We start from the raw sequence: 16194 nt of genomic DNA, 5'->3' as shown, positions 1-16194 counted from the left end.
CTCTCTTCATCCTTTCCGGCGGTCATCGTCGCCGCCCTGGGTGCGTATACCCTTAAGTCTTGCGGCTTCCTCTACTACACGATGGGTCAAACCACCAGCGCCTAGGGCCACATGAATTACAGTTTGTCGTCCGAAGGCCTGTCCAAGCTCATCTGCGGTGAGCCAGCCAATGAACGAACCACCTTCCGGTGTACGTAGTTTCGACTTGCCGCGCCCCGATCCATCCGAGGCCTGGATCAGCACTTCGGCATAATCCTTCACCAGCCAGTCTTTGACCTTCTCGAACCCGGTGACGGCATCGCCAGTCTTCCGGGCAAGGCTGACCAAATCGATAACGCGGCGTACGAGCGCCGCCTCGACCTGATCAGCCAGATCCTCTGCGACCTTCACCTGCTGTTTGGCACCGCGGGCAAAGACCCCTTTTTTCGTCGCCTGCGACACGGAAGCACGATCTGAGCTGACCCAGATCCCGCGCCCCGGCAGTTTTTCGGCAAGGTCCGGCACGATCTGGCCCTCGGGACCAACGACGAAGCGGATTAACCCATACTTAGGGTGCACTTCGCCTGTGACAACGCACTTGCGCTCTGGACCGTCACTCCGGTCCTTGGTTTTTCCGCCGCGCCCCATGCGACAAGCCTCCGAGGCCTGAAAATCAGGCCTCGGCCTCCTCTGCGGCACCGTCTTCGCCTTCGCCTTCTTCAGCGTCGGCTTCCAGTTCGGCAGGGTCAACCCAGCCAAGGGTGATGCGGGCGGTCATGATCAGGTCCTGTGCATCCTCCAACGACACACCGAAGGCTTCCAGCGTACCGTCATCCTTCACACGTTCGCCGTTGACGGTGGTCCAGCCGCCGGCCAGTTCCCAGTCAGCGCAGGTCGCGAAATCCTCAAGGGTCTTCACGTCATCCTCGGCCAAGGCCTGGATCATCTGCGGGGTCAGACCTTCGAAGGCGAACAGGCTGTCTTCGACACCCAGCTCTTTGGCGCGTTCAATGGCAGCATTGGCCTGCGCTTCCAGGAAGTCACGGGCACGGGCTTGCAGTTCGCCAGCGGTGTCTTCGTCCACACCGTCGATCACCAGCAGTTCGTCGATCTCGACATAGCCAACTTCTTCGAGGTTGGTGAAACCTTCGGCAACCAGAAGCTGTGCAAAGAATTCGTCCACGTCCAGCGTATCGACGAAGAGCTTGGTGCGCACTTCGAACTCTTTCTGACGACGGGCCGATTCGTCTGATTCGGTCATGATGTCGATGTCGAGGTTGGTCAGCTGCGAGGCCAGACGCACGTTCTGACCGCGACGGCCAATGGCCAGGCTCAGCTGTTCATCGGGCACAACAACTTCGATCCGCTCAGCGTCTTCATCCAGAACCACTTTGGAAACCTCTGCCGGCTGCAGCGCGTTTACCAGGAAGGTCGGCACGTCTTCGTTCCACGGGATGATGTCGATCTTTTCGCCCTGCAGCTCGTTCACAACGGCCTGCACACGGCTGCCGCGCATACCCACACAGGCACCCACGGGGTCAATTGAGTTGTCGAAGGACACAACCGCGATCTTCGCGCGCGAACCCGGATCACGGGCCACGGCTTTGATTTGGATGATGCCGTCGTAGATTTCCGGCACTTCCATCTTGAACAGCTCGGCCATGAATTCCGGCGCGGTGCGGCTGAGGAAGATCTGGTGGCCACGCGGTTCACGGCGCACATCCTTGATGTAGCAGCGCACGCGGTCGTTCGGACGGTAGCTTTCGCGGCCGATCTTTTCGTTCCGACGCAGCGAGCCTTCGCCACGACCATTCAGATCGACAACCACATTGCCAAACTCTTCGCGTTTGACGGTGGCGTTGATGATGGTGCCAACCTTGTCTTTATACTCTTCAAACTGACGGTCACGTTCCGCTTCGCGAACCTTCTGCAGGATCACCTGCTTGGCCGACTGCGCTGCAATCCGGCCCAGTTCTACCGGCGGAACCTCTTCGACGTAGGTGTCACCCACTTCGGGGTTTTCCAAGTACTGACGCGCCTGTTCAACGGTCATCTCAGCCTGGTAGTTCTCCAGCTCTTCCGCTTCCACCACGGTGCGGACGCGGGTGAAGGTGGCACGACCGGTCTTGCGGTCGATGGAGACACGGATGTCCATTTCGCTGCCGTAGCGCGACTTCGCGGCGCGGGCCAGCGACTCTTCCATCGCTTCCACCACCAGACCGGGGTCGATCATCTTTTCGCGGGCCACGGCCTCAGCGGTTTGCAGCAGCTCGAGCTGGTTTGCAGAGGTAATTGCCATCTTTACTTATCCTCCTGAGAACCGGATTCGTCGGTTTCAATCTCGTCAAATTCTTCTTCGTTGATCAGGCCAGCGTCTTTGCGCTGTTTCAGCATTTCCTTGATCAGCTCATCGGTCAGAACCAGCTTGGCGTCAGACAGCCAGTCAAAGTTCAGCCCTACGGTCACTTCTTCGTCGCCGCGTTCGAGGTTCAGCAGAACCTCTTCGCCTTCGACCCCTGCCAGCATGCCCTTGAAGCGGCGCTGGCCGTCGATCAGCTCGGTGGTCTCAATCTTGATCTCATAGCCTTCAAAGGTCTCAAAATCCTTGAGACGGGTCAAAGGCCGGTCAATGCCCGGGCTCGAAACTTCGAGGTTATACTGGTCGACAATCGGGTCCTCGACATCCAGCACAGCCGAAACAGCGGTGGAGATCTTGGCACATTCGTCCACTTCGATCCCGCCCTCAGGGCGCTCGGCCATGATTTGCAGGGTCGCGGTTTTACCGCCCATCAGACGGATCCGCACCAGTTCAAACCCCATGTCTTCAATGACAGGGGTGATGATTTCTGCGATGCGCCGATCCATGGCGGCTTTGGCTATCAAGTCGTTGGTCATATCATCCAAACACAAAAAAACGGGCGCGCGGCCCGTCGATCTTTCCCGGTGGAGCGTCGTTGCCGACGCGCCGCTGTTGAGGGCGATATACGCCCCTTTCCTTGGTAAATCAAGCCCTGCAGCTTCGGTTCCTACCGTCCCCGTAGACGACCACAGGAAAGCTTGTCCTGAGGCTCGGTTTCGATCTACCACAGAGCCATAGAACCAAACGATATTTCAGAGGTGCCTTATGCCCGAACAGACCCGTGATGATCTGGTGATTTCTTACCTGCGTGTGCGTCAGGCACTGGGGGGGCTGGGGGTTGGATTTCCCCTGGTGCTGATCTTTGGTGGCTTACTGGCGGAATCGCGGATTCTGCCCTCCATCAGCGACTATTATCATTCGATCATGCGCGACATCTTTGTCGGCTGCCTGTTCGCCATCGGGGTCTTTCTGATTTCCTATCGCGGCCATCCCCTGAAAGACGGCGAGCGGTTTTCCGATGACTTCGTCGCCACGCTTGCGGGTCTATCGGCCTTTGGCGTGGCGCTGTTTCCCAACGAAGGCGGTGGGCGCGACCAGACCGAAACTCTGAGCCAACAGCTGATGGGGTTTGATTGGGCCGCAACCGGCCACTACATCTCAGCCGTTATTTTCCTTGGGACCTTGGCCTATTTCTGTCTGGTGAAATTTGCCCGCACCGCCAAACCCATGCGGCGGCGGATCTATCTGGCCTGCGGTTGGTTCATTGTTGGCGGTGGCGTTCTGGCAACGGTTGCGTCCCTGATCAAACTGAAAGGACCGGCAGGTTGGTCACAGGCGATCACCGATATCCGGCTGATTTTCTGGATCGAAGCCTTCGGCATTCTAGCCTTTGGGATTTCCTGGCTGGTCAAAGGCCGGGCGCAGTTTGATCTGGTCAAAGGGCTGCTGAGCAAGCGTGCGAAGCCTTAACCCGATCTTCACCTCTTTTGCCGAAAACCGTGAGACCGGTTAACGCAGCGGTCTTCACCCGAAGCTGCGCTGACCGGTTTGCAAGCGGTGGAGAAGTTGATGACGGACAAGCTGACGACGGAAATGCTGCACGCCTATCACCGTTGCAGGCAGGTGCTGGGCTATCTGGGCCTGTCGCTGCCGGTGCTGTTGATCGGCGGCGGCTGGGCGTCGGATCTGGCTGTACTGCCTTCGGTCAGTGACTGCTACCATTCCACACTGCGTGACCTGTTTGTGGGGGCGTTGTTTGCCACCGGCATTGTGCTTTGCACCCAACCAATGCGCTGCCGTTTGGACCGGCTGATCCCGCTTTCGGGTCTGGCGGCCGTTGGGGTGGCACTGCTGCCAAATGAAGGCGGCGCGGGCGCTGACAGCTTGATGCGCACGCTCCTCGGCACAAAGGCGGCGGCGATGGGGCATTACCTCTGTGCCATCCTGTTCCTTGGCGGTTTGGCCTACCTCTGCCTGATCCGCTTTCCCATTGATGCCGCACCCAGAGCCCGCATGTGGTTCCAGCGCTGTGGCTGGTTGATCCTGTGCGGTGGTGGGTTGGCAACGCTGGCCTCTGTTGCCAAACTCACCGGCCCCGCCGCGGCACGGCAATTTGTGATCGATCACAATGTGGTTTTCTGGATCGAAGCCCTGGGCATCTGGGCCTTTGGCCTCAGCTGGCTGGTCAAAGACCACTGCGACATGGCCGCGCTGCGCCAACCAGCGCCCGCATCATTGCCAATCCCGTCAGTCGTCGCGCCATTTCAGATCCCGATGGGACCCGTCGCAGAACGGCTTGTTCCCTGACTGGCCACACCGGCACAGCACATATTTTGCCTCGCTCATGCCTTCGCCCTGTGGCGGCACCGGCGCGGTGACATCATGCACCCAATAGGGGCCGTTTTTCTCTACCGCAATTTCCGCCCGATCCGCCTGCAAATGCTCCCGTATCTCCACATCGCCCAGCGCCAGAGCACCAGAAGGACAGGCCGCCACCACGGCGCGGACTTCTTGGGCGGTCCCTTTATCGGGCTGCACCCAAGGTTTCTGCGCCGGATTGAAGATATGGCTCGCCAAACGACCACACTCCGCCGCGTGGGAACAGAGCAACGGGTTGTAGGTGACAGATACCTCCGAACCCGGATAGGCGATCAACCGATCCCGCCCCGACGGGGTGCCGCCACGGCTTTGGAAACCCGCGTCATTGTGCGAACCATCACAGAAAGGTTTGTTTTTGGACTGACCACAGCGACAGAGCGCCATGACCTCCTTGACCGCAACCTCCGCCCCGTCGGGGCCAGTCATGCGGGTCACGCCCTTGACCACAAGCGGACCGTTTTCACGTTCTTCAACGGTTGGTTTCTGGCTCATTCCCACACCTCCTCAGCTGGCAATTGGCTATGTCTCACCTGAGTGGAAACCCTAGGGCGCAGCAACGCAAAGGAAATACGAAAAAGAAGCGGCCTAGTGACAGCGGCGTTACGCCAGCCCGCCCTCTTCGGCGATTTGATCCATCACCCGCACCAGTTCGGCGCTGATGCCCGGTTCGCTCAGCGCGTGGCCGGCGTTGCGGATCATCCGCAGATCGGCGTTGGGCCAGAGCCGGGCCAGATTCCAGGCCGCATCGGGTGGACAGATCATGTCATAGCGCCCCTGCACAATAACCCCCGGCAGGTGGGCAATCTTGCCCACATCCCGCAGAATCTGGCCGTCCTCCTCCAGGAAGGCGCGATGGGTGAAATAGTGGTTCTCCAACCGCGAAAAGGCGCGCGCATATTCGCCCGGGCTGTCGCCGCCATGGCCGTTGGAATAGACCGAGGCCAAGGCATTTTCCCATTGTGCCCAGGCCTTGGCGTATTGGGTTTCCACCCTGAGGTCGCCGCAGAATAACCGCTTGTTATATGCGGCGATGTAATCCCCATGTTCTTCCGCTGGGATCAGATCAGCAAAACGGGCCCAGGTTTCCGGCCAAAACTTACCCGCGCCGCCGCCATAGAACCAATCCAGCTCTTTCTGGGTGGCCAGAAACACCCCGCGCAGGACCAGACCCTTGACCGCCTCGGGATGGGCTTCGGCATAGATCAGCGCCAGTGTGGCCCCCCAGCTGCCGCCAAAGACGTACCAGCTGTCGATGTCCAGCGTCTGGCGGATCAACTCGATATCGCGGACCAGATGCCAGGTGGTGTTGTCCACCACCGAGGCATGCGGCCTAGAGCGCCCGCAGCCGCGCTGGTCAAACAGGATGATTCGGTAATAGCGCGGATCGAAATAGCGCCGCATCGCAGGGCTACAGCCACCGCCCGGACCGCCATGCAGAACCACAACCGGGACCCCATGTGGATTGCCCGACTGCTCTAAATAGACCTTGTGACCCTCGCCCACGTCCAGCATACGCTGGTCATAGGGGTCGATTGGCGGATGCAAATAATGCACTGCGCTTTTTTGGCCCGAGAATCTGTCCATAACTGTCCTATATAGTGGCACCACATCAAAAGAGCACATGGAGAGCAGAATGCAAGCCGCTCAGATCACCGTTGACCCGTCGGAAGTTGCCAAGTTCGAAGCTATGGCGGCAGAATGGTGGGATCCCAAGGGCAAGTTCAAACCGCTGCATCTGATGAATCCCTGCCGGTTGGACTATATCACTCGCCAGATCGCCGGTGAGTTTGGCCGTGATCTGGGCAGCGAACACCCCTTTGAAGGGCTGCGGCTGTTGGACATTGGCTGTGGTGGCGGATTGCTGAGCGAACCGATGGCCCGTCTGGGCGCCACCGTGGTGGGCGCAGATGCGGCGGCAGGTAACATTCCGGTGGCGCAGGTGCATGCGGAACAATCGGGGCTGACGATCGACTATCGCAATGTGACTGCCGAAGCGCTGGCCGAAGCAGGCGAACAGTTTGACGTGGTGCTGAACATGGAAGTGGTGGAACATGTTGCCGATCCGCAGGCCTATCTGACCGCCTGTCAGCAACTGCTGAAGCCGGGGGGGCTGATGATTTGCTCCACCATCAACCGCAATCCCAAAAGCTTTGCCATGGCGATTGTTGGCGCGGAATACATCATGCGCTGGCTGCCCAAGGGCACCCATGAATGGCACAAGTTCATCACCCCGGACGAGCTGGTCAACCTGATCCAAAACGCCGGTCTGGACGCCGTCGATCGCAAGGGGTTCGTCTTTAACCCTGTCAGCTGGCAGTGGAAAATCTCGGACCGCGATCTGTCGGTGAACTATGTGACCGCCAGCGTGAAACCGTAAGATTGAATTTGAGTATTATTGAAACGTCGAAAGAACCTTAAAGTGAGTTTCGTCCGCAAAGGTCACAATCTGTTTGTAATCGACATTGAATACATCGTCGAAATGGATGCCGTTGCACCGCATCTCGATGCGCACATGGAGTTTATCGCGAAGGGTTTTGACGCTGGGGTGTTCTTGGCGTCAGGACCAAAGGTACCGCGCACTGGGGGTGTAATCGTCGCACAAGGTACGACGCGCCAAGCCATTGAAACCCTGATGTCTGAGGATCCTTTTTCAAAAGCAGGGATCATCAATCTCAACGTCACGGAATTCATCGGGCGGAATCTGGCAGATGTGCTTAGGTAACACCTATGTAATCGGGATAGTTTCCTATCCATCAGGTTAGGAAATTACATCATCAGAGATCTGACCGGGCGTGGTTTCGCCTCTAGGAGTGAAACCACAATGCAACCCATGAGAATTCTCGAATATGAAGTTTCCCTCGAACTGGCCTATAAGCCGCTTCGCCTCGCGGCGTAAAACACACCCCAAGGAAACAGAGCGAGTTCCCCAATCAGCAGAAACCTTTTTGGATCTGTCGCCCCCTTCGAACCAGGGCTTTACGCCTCAAACAAGTGAAAACGGGAAAGTCTCAGGATTACGTTCTTCTGCTCCACAGCTGCCAATCCTGATACTAACTCCAGAGGGCGAAACAGGTGAAGCGCTCATCAAAGGTTTGGAAAAACTTGGTGGGGAGGTAGCGCATACAAGTTGCTTCGACGTCACATTGAACCTGTTGGTTACAAATTCACGGGATTGGGGGCTTCTTGTGCTCTTTCTGGATGAAACGCTCGACAGCGATTGGATTAATGACTCCCTGCCGTCACTTCGTACTTTGCTCCCACATATTCCAGTTCTTCAGATCAGTTCAGAACGCGTGAGCAACCTGTTTGGTCTGGAAGACCTCGCTCTTTGCGATGTGGCCATCAAAACGCCGGTCAGCCATTCCGCTCTGAAGCTCGCTCTTTCTCAAGCGCAGGTGAACAATAGGTTTCATCAGCTAAGACAAGCAAGAAACCGCATTTGAGGATCAGTCGTCTTCCAGTTTCAGACGCAATTCGCGCAGGATGGGCAGGGCGGCGCGGACCTTATCCTCACCCAACTCGCCGACCAATTCGCTGATCATCGGGGAAATTGCGGCCAACGCGGCATCGCGGGCCTGCCGACCGGCGGGGCTGATCGCCACCATCTTGCGGCGTGCATCGTCCCAATCAGGGCGGATGTGGATGTAGCCAGCCCACTCCAGCTTGCTGAGCGTGTTGGTCATCGCCCCACGGGTTACGTGGAAGCTTTTGGCCAATTGTGCTGGCGAGCGTTCATCGCCCACACGCGCCAGCTGGTTCAGCACCGAGAAATGAGAGATTTCCATGCCCTTGGGCAACACTTTGGACAGCCGGTTGCGCACCAGCTGATCCGCCGTCAGCAATTCACTGAACAGCGCAATGGCCAGAGGATATGGATCGGTGCTCACGGGTCTTGAAACTCTCGCGTGTGGGTGAGGGACGGAACCTTCCGCCGGGCCTCTTCGACCGCACTGGTATCAAGATCCACAAAGGTGACGCAAGGCTCATCACCCGCTTCGGCCAGAACTTCGCCCCAGGGGCTGATCGCAATGGAATGTCCGTGGGTTTTCCGCAGCTTGCCGTTGTGGCTGTCATGGCTGCCGCATTGGCCGGGGGCCAGCACATAGGCGGTGTTCTCAATCGCGCGGGCGCGCAGCAGCGGTTCCCAATGGGCCGCGCCCGTGACCGGGCTGAAGGCAGCGGGCGCGGTGAGGATGGTGGCGCCGTCATCTGCCAATTTGCGATGCAGATAAGGAAAGCGCACGTCGTAACAGATCGTTAGACCCAGCTTACCAAAAGGCGTTTCAGCAGTGACCGCACGGGTGCCGGGCCGGTAACCATCGGATTCGCGGTAGGTCTCGGTCGGGGTGACCTGCACGTCAAACATGTGGATCTTGTCGTACCAGGCTTTGAGGCTGCCATCGGGTGCAATCAGAAACGACCGGTTGGCAAAACGCCCGTCCGGATCCCCCGTTTTCAGCGCCAGAGAGCCGATCAGCAGCCAGATCCCAAGCTCTGCGGCGGTTTCGCGCAGACCTTTCAGCGTCAGGTCCTCGTCCTGATGCTGCAGCACCTCTTGCTGATGCCGACGCGAGGACGACAGGCAATTGGTAACCTCCGGCGTCAGCACAAACTGCGCCCCGCCCAGCGCCGCTTCACGCAGGAAGCCCTGCGTCACCGGCAGGTTGGCGGAAGGATCATCAGAAGCGTTCAGCTGCACCAGCGCGGCGCGGGTCTGCATGGGTCAGGCCGCCAGCAGCTTGTCCAGATCGCCGGAGCGTTCCAGATCATAGAGGTCATCGCAACCGCCCACATGGGTGTCGCCAATAAAGATCTGCGGCACGGTGCGGCGGCCACCGGCGCGTTCGATCATCGCAGGCTTCAGCGCCGGATCGGTGAGCACGTTGAACTCGGTAAACTCTGCGCCCTTTTGGGTCAGCAGACGTTTGGCGGCGGTGCAAAAACCGCAGAGCGGCGAGGTGTAGATTTCGATCTGGGCCATGACGGCTCCCCTTACATTCAGGATTTAGACGATATGTAGGGGGATTTGTCCGCGCGCGCCAGTAACAGAACGGATAGGTCGCTTGCGCCTGCTGCATGGCAGGTGGCGGCGGCCGCGTTCAGCGTGGCACCGGTGGTCATCACATCGTCCACCAAAAGCACTGGCCGACCGATCAACCGGTGACGGCGGCGCGGGTGCAGTTTGAAAGCACCCTGCATCTCGGCAAAGCGGGCCGCGCGACCCTGGCCTTTGGTGGATTTGGTGGCACGGCCGCGTTGCAGCAGGTCAGGGCAATAGGCATGACCGGTATACCGCGCCACGGCTTCGGCCAGCAACGCCGCCTGATTGAACCGACGTTTCAGCATGCGGGTCCAATGCAGCGGGACAGGGGCGATCAGGGTTTCCGGCCTCAGCAACGGCTGCGCCACCCGGGCCATCCAGCGTGCAGTCACCGGCGCAATGTCCAGCCGGTCGCCATGTTTCAGGGCCATCACCAAACGCCGCGCCTGCCCGTCATAGAGCAGTGCTGCGCGGCCCCTTTGCCAGCTGCGGTCAGCGGACAGGCAATCGTCGCAATATTCGGCCCCGTCAGATTCGCCCGGCAGGGGCACGCCGCAACAATCACAGGTCAGCCCCCCAATGAAAGGGGTGTCGCGCCAGCAGATGGGGCAAAGGCCCCCTGCCCCCTCCACCAATGTTCCGCAGCCAAGGCAACGGGTTGGGTAAACCACTTGCATCGCCTGGGTCACAAAGGCCGGTTGGCGCAGCGGGATTTGTAATGCGGGCCAAGCCATTCTATCTACGCTCCCAAAGGTGGACAAAAGATGACTGATTTCCAAATGCCCTCTCCTGCCGCAGGATCCGAGACCCCGCGCTTGACCGACCGTGCAGCGCTGTTGCGCAATCGGCAGCGGGCCTTGAGTTCCGACACACCTGCGTTGTTTTTGCAGGAGGCGGCGATTGAGGAGGTTCAGCATCGGCTGAGTCTGGTTAACAGAACCTTTACCAAACCCGCCATTGTAACTGGTTTCCCCAAAATCTGGCAGGCCGCCTTCCCTGAGGCGGTGATTGTGCCGGATGACGACGTATTGGCCCTTGAGGTTGGCCAGTTTGATCTGGTCATTCATGCGATGGCGCTGCATTGGGCCAATGATCCGGTCGGCCAGATTATCCAAAGCCGCCGCGCCCTGCAGCCTGACGGTTTCTTTCTGGCGGTCAGCTTTGGCGGGCAGACCCTGTCGCAACTGCGCGCAGCCCTGGCAGAGGCCGAGGTAGAGCAGGCCGGCGGTCTGTCGCCGCGCGTGTTGCCAATGGCCGAGATCCGCGATCTAGGGGCACTGTTGCAACGGTCCGATCTGGCCCTGCCGGTGGCCGACAATCTGGCGCTGGATGTCAGCTATCAAACCGCCTTTCATCTGATGCGGGATCTGCGCGCGATGGGCGAGGCCAATGCGCTGCAAGCCCGGTTGCGGCACCCAACCCGTCCTTCGGTGCTGCGCCGCGCGGCCGAGATCTATCAGGACCATCATGCCGATGCCGCGGGGCGGATCCACGCCACCTATGAGTTGGTCTTCCTCACAGGCTGGTCACCAGATGACAGCCAGCCCAAGCCTTTGCGGCCCGGATCTGCGACAATGCGTCTGGCTGAGGCCCTTGGCACCCAGGAAACCAAGCTGCCGGATTGACCTGCGGCCTGAACCGTTTATGTCCCTTACGAACGCCTGCGCCCACCCGCGCAAAAAGGCGCATGACGATAGGACCGACGAAGGACGCAAATGATGCTGGATGCCCAGACCAACGCCACCAAACCTGACCACGCCGCGGCGGATCACCCCAAGGTGCCGGCCCCGAAGATCGGGGTGCTTCTGGCCAATCTGGGCACACCGGATGCCACCGACTACTGGTCGATGCGCCGCTACCTGAACGAGTTCCTCTCGGACAAGCGGGTGATCGACTATCCAGCGTGGAAATGGCAACCGCTGTTGCAGCTGATTATCCTGACCAAACGCCCCTTCACCTCTGGCGCGGCGTATCGGTCGATCTGGAACAATGAAGCCGATGAAAGCCCGCTGCTGACAATCACCAAGGATCAGACCAAAGCCATGACCGAGCTGATGCAGGCACGCTATGGCGATCAGGTCATGGTGGATTACTGCATGCGCTACGGCAATCCTTCGACGGAGTCCAAGGTCAAAGCGATGGTGGCGGCAGGCTGTACCAAGATCCTGTTTTTCCCGCTCTACCCGCAGTACGCAGGCGCCACCACCGGCACGGCAAACGACCAGTTCTTCCGCGCCTTGATGAAGGAAACACGTCAGCCCGCGGCCCGCACCATCGAGGATTATTTCGAAAACCCCGCCTATATCGAGGCGCTGGCCCAGTCGATCGAACGCGCCTACGCCGCCGAGGAAAGCAAACCTGAGATGCTGGTGGTGTCCTACCATGGAATGCCGAAGCGATATCTGATGCAGGGCGATCCCTACCACTGCAAATGCCAGAAACAGACCCGCCTGCTGAAAGAACGTCTGGGCTGGGATGACACCCAGATCAAAACAACCTTCCAGTCGGTTTTCGGCACCGAAGAATGGCTGAAACCCTACACCGTGGAAGAGGTGGCGCGGCTGGCCAAAGAAGACGGCAAAAAACACATCGCCGTTGTGGCCCCGGCCTTTGCCGCCGATTGCATCGAGACGCTGGAAGAGATCAACGAAGAGATCAAAGAAAGCTTTGAAGAGGCGGGCGGTGAGAAGTTCACCTACATCCCCTGCCTCAACGATGACGCCGCCCATATGGAAGCGCTGGCAGGTATCGTTGATGAAAACCTGAAAGGCTGGATCGGCTGATCCGGCCACGGCCCAACGTCAACTCAACAGCTCTGACCAAAAGAAAAGGCGGTGGACAATTCCACCGCCTTTCAAATTCTTGTTCTGTCGAAACAGATTATTCAGCAACTGCTGCCGCAACGATGGCCAGCAGAACCAGCGGTACGATGATGCCAGCCGACGACGAGGACGCGGCGGTTTCAACGATGACTTCCGGCTCCATCACAGGGGCGTCCATGCCGCCAGCGAATGCGGTGGTGGCTGCAACGGTGAAAGCGGCGGCGAGTGCGATTTTCTTCATATTATCCTCCAGAGAGACGCCCGGACTGTTCAATTGCCTGACCCCGGACCTCAAGGGTTAGTGTGTGGTTTCTCTATCCACCTTTCCGCCGTTTTTGCAAACGGGGAAAAGGCAGAAAAAGCATCACGTCAGCGTGTTAGCGCGATTTGTGGTCAAATCAGCAACACTTGTGTGCCCACTTTGGCGCGTTCAAACAGGTCGGCGATATGTTCGTTGAACAGGCCGATACAACCATTGGACGAACGACGCCCGATCTTGCGCGTGTCATGCGTGCCGTGGATCCGGTAATAGGTCCAGCTGAGATAGAGCGCATGGGTGCCCAGTGGGTTGTCCGGCCCGGGGCCGATATAGTCGGGCCACTCGGGGTTGCGCTTTTTCATCGACGGTGTTGGGCGCCAGCTGGGGCCTTCCACTTTGCGGATCACCGAGGTGCGGCCGCGGCGGGTCAGATCTTCGGTCAGCGGCACGCTGGAGGGGTAGAGCTTGTAGGTTTCGCCGTCTTCGGACCAGTAATGCAGCGCACGCGAGTCGATATCGACCAGGATGGCACCTTTGCGCAGGCTGCTGAAATAGGGCCGCCAATCCAGCGACCGGAAGCTGGAGATGTTGCGCCGCACAGTCTGCGACACGTCTTTTTCGATCTCAACGGTGTTGGTCGGGTCCGGAATGCCAGTGGTTTCCTGCGCCAGGGCCGGGGTGCCAATCAGCGCCGCGCTGCCCGCCAGGAAGCGACGACGGTTCAGTTTAAATGTGGTATCTTGCGACATAATACGTTCTCCTCAGCCCCTATTGGCTGCATTTGCGCAGATATTATGGCGGGAATGCCGCAGTCGCAAATCAAACAGACGTCATCACATGCAATCACGTGGATGTGGGTTTGAAACGCAACGCACATGCAAGTAGAGGTCAGGGAACCCAAACTTCAGGTATCAAAATGCTGCGCTTTCTTTGCCTTATTGTCCTTTCCGTCTTTACCCTTGCCGCCTGTACCGAAACCACGGTGCAACTGGGCCCTGACGGCAAACCCCTGCCGCAGCTTTACCGTATTCGCGCCAGCGAAGCCTCTGCCATTCAGTTCCGGATGCTGGATTCGGTGAACGCACTGCGTCAGGCCGCCGGCGCCGGCCCGGTGGAGCTGAACGCCCAGCTGAACGCAGCCGCCGCCACCCATGCGCGCGACATGTCGGTGCAAAACCGCCCCTGGCATTTCGGCTCCGACGGCTCCTCCCCGCTGGAGCGGGTGGCACGGGTTGGCTACACCGGTGGTCTGGCCGGCGAAAACATCTCGGAAACCTATGAGACCGAACTGGAAACCTTGAGCGCCTGGATGGAACAGCCCGACACCCGCCGGGTGATCCTTGACCCAACTGCTGTCGACATGGGGTTCTCCTGGCATCAGGAAGTCAACGGCAAGATCTGGTGGACGCTGGTGCTGGGCAAAGGCGCTCAGGCCACCGCGCTGTGATTTGATCACACTCTCAAGAGAAAAAGGCGCCCGCGAGGCGCCTTTTTTGTGCGTACCGGTTACGGATTGATCGTGATCGGGGTGCCGTTTTTGACCATGGCGTAGATCAGTTCGACCTCGCGGTCGGTGACGGCGATGCAGCCAGCAGTCCAGTCGCGGATCCCATTGCGGTATTTCTTGGGGCGGCCGTGGATAAAGATGTCGCCACCGGGGCTGACACCTGCACGGGCCGCTTCGGCGCGGTCATGTGACGCCGGATAGTTGATCCCAACCGAGAGGTGGAACTGGCTGTTCGGATTGCGACGGTTGATGAAGTAATTGCCTTCGGGCGTTTTCCCGTCGCCTTCGCGCAGCTTGTCACCTTCGGGGGCAAAGCCCAGACCAATATCAAACGAGCGCAGCACCTTGTCGTGATGCATCAGATACATCATTCGATCGCTTTTCTGCACGATGATCCGGGTCACTTCGGGGCCGTTATAGCTGCGGAACTTCGAGCCCGAGCTACAGGCCGCGAGCGCCATAAGCGCCGCGGCAAATACCGCCAGTTTCAATGTCCGCATGTCTGCTTGCCTCAGGGTGTATTCTTTTGGTCGTGGTCGTCTTTTCTGCGAGCGACCCTACACCATTTTTGCCCGCAGTCGTAGCGCAAACCGCATGAAAAAAGGCCTCATATACCTTTGCGCGTGAATTTTGCCACCAGTTCCACATGGGACGACCAGCGGAATTGGTCCACCACCTGCACCCAGTGCAACTGGTAATTTCCATCCGTCAGGATCTTCGCATCCCGCGCGAAGGTCACCGGGTTGCAGGACACAAACGCGATGACCGGAACCTGTGATTCTGCCAGTTCACGCACCTGCGCCTCAGCCCCGGCGCGCGGCGGGTCGATGACCACCGCATCGGTCTTTTCCAGCTCATCCGGCATCAAGGGGCGGCGGAACAGGTCGCGGGGCTCATGGGTCACTTTCTTCAACCCCTGCGCGCGACGCCAACCCAGATCCAGCGCGGCCATCATCGCCTTCTCACCTTCGACCGCGTGCACCTCAGCATTGGCGGCCAGTGGCAGCGCAAAGGTGCCGCAGCCCGCAAAGAGATCGGTCACATGTTTGGCATTGCCGACAATTTCCTGCACCGCCGTCAGCAGGTCCAGTTCCCCCTGCGGCGTTGCCTGCAGGAACGCGCCCGAGGGCGGGGCCACCTTCGCGGCGCCAAAACTTTGCAGCGGGGGTTCGCGTTGACCCACCACCTCATCGTCCCAGCTGAGACGGGCAAGACGGAAGGCTTCCACTTCCGCCGACAGGGAGATGCGCAGCTGTTCGTCCAGCGGTTTGCCGCCAGTCACGGCCAGATCAAGACCGGTTTCAGACATGGTGGCCAACACGCTCAGCTCGCCCTTACGGCTGCCACCGATGGTGGCCAGCTTTTCAGCCACAGTCGTTGCCTGCACCAATTCAGGATGCAGCAACTGACACTCCGGCACCTGCACAATCACATCCGAGCCTTTGGCGTGGAATCCGGCCATCGCCGCCTTTTTGGTGCGGCGCACTGACAGGCTGGCGCGGCGGCGGGTCTGGGGTGGCGAGGTCAGGATCGGGCGGAACTCTGCCTCCAGCCCCTGAGCCGCGAGTGCCTGCTGCACCACAGTGGTTTTCCAGTCCGCCACGTAATCATCCGAGGCATGCTGCAGCTGGCAGCCACCGCAGCTTTTGTAATGCCGGCAAGGGGCCGCAACACGATCCTCGGAGGGGGTCACAATCCGCACGTCGCGCAGCCGCTGGCCGTCCAATGTGCCCGTGACCTCTTCGCCCGGCAGGGTTATCGGTGCAAAGACCGGTCCGCTGTCGGTGTGCGCAATGCCATCGCCTTGATGGCCCAAACGTGTGATCTGATATGTTTGCATGGGGCGCT

21 protein-coding genes are annotated in these 16194 nt (G+C 59.3%); 8 read left to right on the top strand and 13 right to left on the bottom strand.

Annotated elements, in window-relative coordinates; translation table 11 throughout:
- Window positions 1-6: 6 nt before the first annotated feature.
- From SIC14_RS05955 to rimP, 3 genes are read right to left on the bottom strand one after another with little or no spacing between them, the layout of a single operon-like run.
- Window positions 7-627, bottom strand: coding sequence for an RNA-binding protein (locus SIC14_RS05955; RefSeq protein WP_412564909.1), 621 nt, complete (start codon window positions 625-627; stop codon window positions 7-9).
- A gap of 25 nt (window positions 628-652) precedes the next feature.
- Window positions 653-2278: a transcription termination factor NusA gene (nusA, locus tag SIC14_RS05950; protein ID WP_412564908.1), complete on the bottom strand. Its 1626-nt coding sequence runs from the start codon at window positions 2276-2278 to the stop codon at window positions 653-655.
- Between the two features lie 2 nt (window positions 2279-2280).
- Window positions 2281-2874: a ribosome maturation factor RimP gene (gene rimP, locus SIC14_RS05945; RefSeq protein WP_412564907.1), complete on the bottom strand. Its 594-nt coding sequence runs from the start codon at window positions 2872-2874 to the stop codon at window positions 2281-2283.
- A 229-nt stretch (window positions 2875-3103) separates the two neighbouring features.
- Here rimP and SIC14_RS05940 point away from each other — a divergent pair, with 229 nt between their 5' ends.
- Both SIC14_RS05940 and SIC14_RS05935 read left to right on the top strand, forming a co-directional pair.
- Window positions 3104-3808: a hypothetical protein gene (locus SIC14_RS05940; RefSeq protein WP_412564906.1), complete on the top strand. Its 705-nt coding sequence runs from the start codon at window positions 3104-3106 to the stop codon at window positions 3806-3808.
- Between the two features lie 99 nt (window positions 3809-3907).
- Window positions 3908-4645: a hypothetical protein gene (locus SIC14_RS05935; protein ID WP_412564905.1), complete on the top strand. Its 738-nt coding sequence runs from the start codon at window positions 3908-3910 to the stop codon at window positions 4643-4645.
- Here the strand turns inward: SIC14_RS05935 and SIC14_RS05930 are convergent.
- Window positions 4586-5209: a CDGSH iron-sulfur domain-containing protein gene (locus SIC14_RS05930; protein WP_412564904.1), complete on the bottom strand. Its 624-nt coding sequence runs from the start codon at window positions 5207-5209 to the stop codon at window positions 4586-4588. The genes SIC14_RS05935 and SIC14_RS05930 overlap by 60 nt on opposite strands.
- Before the next feature lie 108 nt (window positions 5210-5317).
- Window positions 5318-6301 (bottom strand): prolyl aminopeptidase, encoded by a 984-nt coding sequence (gene pip, locus SIC14_RS05925; protein WP_412564903.1) that lies wholly within the window; start codon window positions 6299-6301, stop codon window positions 5318-5320.
- A 49-nt stretch (window positions 6302-6350) separates the two neighbouring features.
- Between pip and ubiG the strand changes: the two genes are divergently transcribed.
- From ubiG to SIC14_RS05910, 3 genes are all read left to right on the top strand, one after another.
- Entirely contained in the window at window positions 6351-7094 is a 744-nt protein-coding gene (ubiG, locus tag SIC14_RS05920; protein ID WP_412564902.1) for a bifunctional 2-polyprenyl-6-hydroxyphenol methylase/3-demethylubiquinol 3-O-methyltransferase UbiG, read from the top strand.
- Window positions 7095-7136: 42 nt separating this feature from the next.
- Window positions 7137-7439, top strand: a complete 303-nt coding sequence (locus SIC14_RS05915) for a YciI family protein (protein WP_412564901.1) — start codon at window positions 7137-7139, stop codon at window positions 7437-7439.
- A gap of 124 nt (window positions 7440-7563) precedes the next feature.
- Window positions 7564-8160 carry a hypothetical protein gene (locus tag SIC14_RS05910; protein ID WP_412564900.1) on the top strand — a complete coding sequence of 199 codons (597 nt, stop codon included), beginning with the start codon at window positions 7564-7566 and terminating at the stop codon, window positions 8158-8160.
- 3 nt (window positions 8161-8163) lie between these two features.
- On the opposite strand, the gene SIC14_RS05905 is transcribed toward SIC14_RS05910, so the two are convergent.
- The 4 genes from SIC14_RS05905 to SIC14_RS05890 are packed head-to-tail and all read right to left on the bottom strand — an operon-like array spanning window position 8164 to window position 10492.
- Window positions 8164-8604, bottom strand: coding sequence for a MarR family winged helix-turn-helix transcriptional regulator (locus SIC14_RS05905; RefSeq protein WP_412564899.1), 441 nt, complete (start codon window positions 8602-8604; stop codon window positions 8164-8166).
- On the bottom strand, window positions 8601-9437 hold the full coding sequence (locus SIC14_RS05900; RefSeq protein ID WP_412564898.1) for a carbon-nitrogen hydrolase family protein: 837 nt from the start codon (window positions 9435-9437) through the stop codon (window positions 8601-8603). Before SIC14_RS05900 ends, SIC14_RS05905 begins: the two co-directional genes overlap by 4 nt.
- A gap of 3 nt (window positions 9438-9440) precedes the next feature.
- On the bottom strand, window positions 9441-9698 hold the full coding sequence (gene grxC, locus SIC14_RS05895) for a glutaredoxin 3 (protein WP_412564897.1): 258 nt from the start codon (window positions 9696-9698) through the stop codon (window positions 9441-9443).
- A gap of 17 nt (window positions 9699-9715) precedes the next feature.
- Complete coding sequence (locus SIC14_RS05890; protein WP_412564896.1) at window positions 9716-10492, bottom strand: ComF family protein; 777 nt, start codon at window positions 10490-10492, stop codon at window positions 9716-9718.
- 30 nt (window positions 10493-10522) lie between these two features.
- Between SIC14_RS05890 and SIC14_RS05885 the strand changes: the two genes are divergently transcribed.
- On the top strand, window positions 10523-11383 hold the full coding sequence (locus SIC14_RS05885; RefSeq protein ID WP_412564895.1) for a methyltransferase domain-containing protein: 861 nt from the start codon (window positions 10523-10525) through the stop codon (window positions 11381-11383).
- A gap of 93 nt (window positions 11384-11476) precedes the next feature.
- Window positions 11477-12541: a ferrochelatase gene (gene hemH, locus SIC14_RS05880; RefSeq protein ID WP_412564894.1), complete on the top strand. Its 1065-nt coding sequence runs from the start codon at window positions 11477-11479 to the stop codon at window positions 12539-12541.
- A gap of 97 nt (window positions 12542-12638) precedes the next feature.
- On the opposite strand, the gene SIC14_RS05875 is transcribed toward hemH, so the two are convergent.
- Complete coding sequence (locus SIC14_RS05875) at window positions 12639-12821, bottom strand: hypothetical protein (RefSeq protein WP_412564893.1); 183 nt, start codon at window positions 12819-12821, stop codon at window positions 12639-12641.
- A gap of 152 nt (window positions 12822-12973) precedes the next feature.
- Window positions 12974-13588, bottom strand: coding sequence for a L,D-transpeptidase (locus tag SIC14_RS05870; protein ID WP_412564892.1), 615 nt, complete (start codon window positions 13586-13588; stop codon window positions 12974-12976).
- A gap of 167 nt (window positions 13589-13755) precedes the next feature.
- On the opposite strand from SIC14_RS05870, the gene SIC14_RS05865 reads away from it, so the two are divergent.
- Complete coding sequence (locus SIC14_RS05865; protein ID WP_412564891.1) at window positions 13756-14286, top strand: CAP domain-containing protein; 531 nt, start codon at window positions 13756-13758, stop codon at window positions 14284-14286.
- A 59-nt stretch (window positions 14287-14345) separates the two neighbouring features.
- Here SIC14_RS05865 and SIC14_RS05860 read toward each other — a convergent pair whose 3' ends face one another.
- Both SIC14_RS05860 and SIC14_RS05855 read right to left on the bottom strand, forming a co-directional pair.
- A complete protein-coding gene (locus SIC14_RS05860) occupies window positions 14346-14846 on the bottom strand; it encodes a L,D-transpeptidase family protein (RefSeq protein ID WP_412564890.1) in 501 nt (166 codons plus the stop codon).
- A gap of 107 nt (window positions 14847-14953) precedes the next feature.
- Window positions 14954-16186, bottom strand: coding sequence for a class I SAM-dependent RNA methyltransferase (locus SIC14_RS05855; protein WP_412564889.1), 1233 nt, complete (start codon window positions 16184-16186; stop codon window positions 14954-14956).
- Window positions 16187-16194 lie beyond the last annotated feature (8 nt).

Source organism: Thalassobius sp. MITS945101, assembly GCF_047123305.1.
GTDB lineage: Bacteria > Pseudomonadota > Alphaproteobacteria > Rhodobacterales > Rhodobacteraceae > Thalassobius.
Note: the sequence above shows the minus strand (reverse complement) of the source record. Positions and strands in the feature narration are given on the sequence as shown.

Bases quoted from the DNA above. Each gene is read 5' to 3' on its own strand.
- SIC14_RS05940 (WP_412564906.1), top strand. From the start codon at position 3,104: ATGCCCGAACAGACCCGTGATGATCTGGTGATTTCTTACCTGCGTGTG.
- ubiG (WP_412564902.1), top strand. From the start codon at position 6,351: ATGCAAGCCGCTCAGATCACCGTTGACCCGTCGGAAGTTGCCAAGTTC.
- SIC14_RS05870 (WP_412564892.1), bottom strand. From the start codon at position 13,588: ATGTCGCAAGATACCACATTTAAACTGAACCGTCGTCGCTTCCTGGCG.
- hemH (WP_412564894.1), top strand. From the start codon at position 11,477: ATGCTGGATGCCCAGACCAACGCCACCAAACCTGACCACGCCGCGGCG.
- pip (WP_412564903.1), bottom strand. From the start codon at position 6,301: ATGGACAGATTCTCGGGCCAAAAAAGCGCAGTGCATTATTTGCATCCG.
- SIC14_RS05910 (WP_412564900.1), top strand. From the start codon at position 7,564: ATGAAGTTTCCCTCGAACTGGCCTATAAGCCGCTTCGCCTCGCGGCGT.
- SIC14_RS05930 (WP_412564904.1), bottom strand. From the start codon at position 5,209: ATGAGCCAGAAACCAACCGTTGAAGAACGTGAAAACGGTCCGCTTGTG.
- SIC14_RS05885 (WP_412564895.1), top strand. From the start codon at position 10,523: ATGACTGATTTCCAAATGCCCTCTCCTGCCGCAGGATCCGAGACCCCG.
- SIC14_RS05890 (WP_412564896.1), bottom strand. From the start codon at position 10,492: ATGGCTTGGCCCGCATTACAAATCCCGCTGCGCCAACCGGCCTTTGTG.
- SIC14_RS05935 (WP_412564905.1), top strand. From the start codon at position 3,908: ATGACGGACAAGCTGACGACGGAAATGCTGCACGCCTATCACCGTTGC.
- grxC (WP_412564897.1), bottom strand. From the start codon at position 9,698: ATGGCCCAGATCGAAATCTACACCTCGCCGCTCTGCGGTTTTTGCACC.
- SIC14_RS05955 (WP_412564909.1), bottom strand. From the start codon at position 627: ATGGGGCGCGGCGGAAAAACCAAGGACCGGAGTGACGGTCCAGAGCGC.
- SIC14_RS05865 (WP_412564891.1), top strand. From the start codon at position 13,756: ATGCTGCGCTTTCTTTGCCTTATTGTCCTTTCCGTCTTTACCCTTGCC.
- nusA (WP_412564908.1), bottom strand. From the start codon at position 2,278: ATGGCAATTACCTCTGCAAACCAGCTCGAGCTGCTGCAAACCGCTGAG.
- rimP (WP_412564907.1), bottom strand. From the start codon at position 2,874: ATGACCAACGACTTGATAGCCAAAGCCGCCATGGATCGGCGCATCGCA.
- SIC14_RS05900 (WP_412564898.1), bottom strand. From the start codon at position 9,437: ATGCAGACCCGCGCCGCGCTGGTGCAGCTGAACGCTTCTGATGATCCT.
- SIC14_RS05860 (WP_412564890.1), bottom strand. From the start codon at position 14,846: ATGCGGACATTGAAACTGGCGGTATTTGCCGCGGCGCTTATGGCGCTC.
- SIC14_RS05875 (WP_412564893.1), bottom strand. From the start codon at position 12,821: ATGAAGAAAATCGCACTCGCCGCCGCTTTCACCGTTGCAGCCACCACC.
- SIC14_RS05855 (WP_412564889.1), bottom strand. From the start codon at position 16,186: ATGCAAACATATCAGATCACACGTTTGGGCCATCAAGGCGATGGCATT.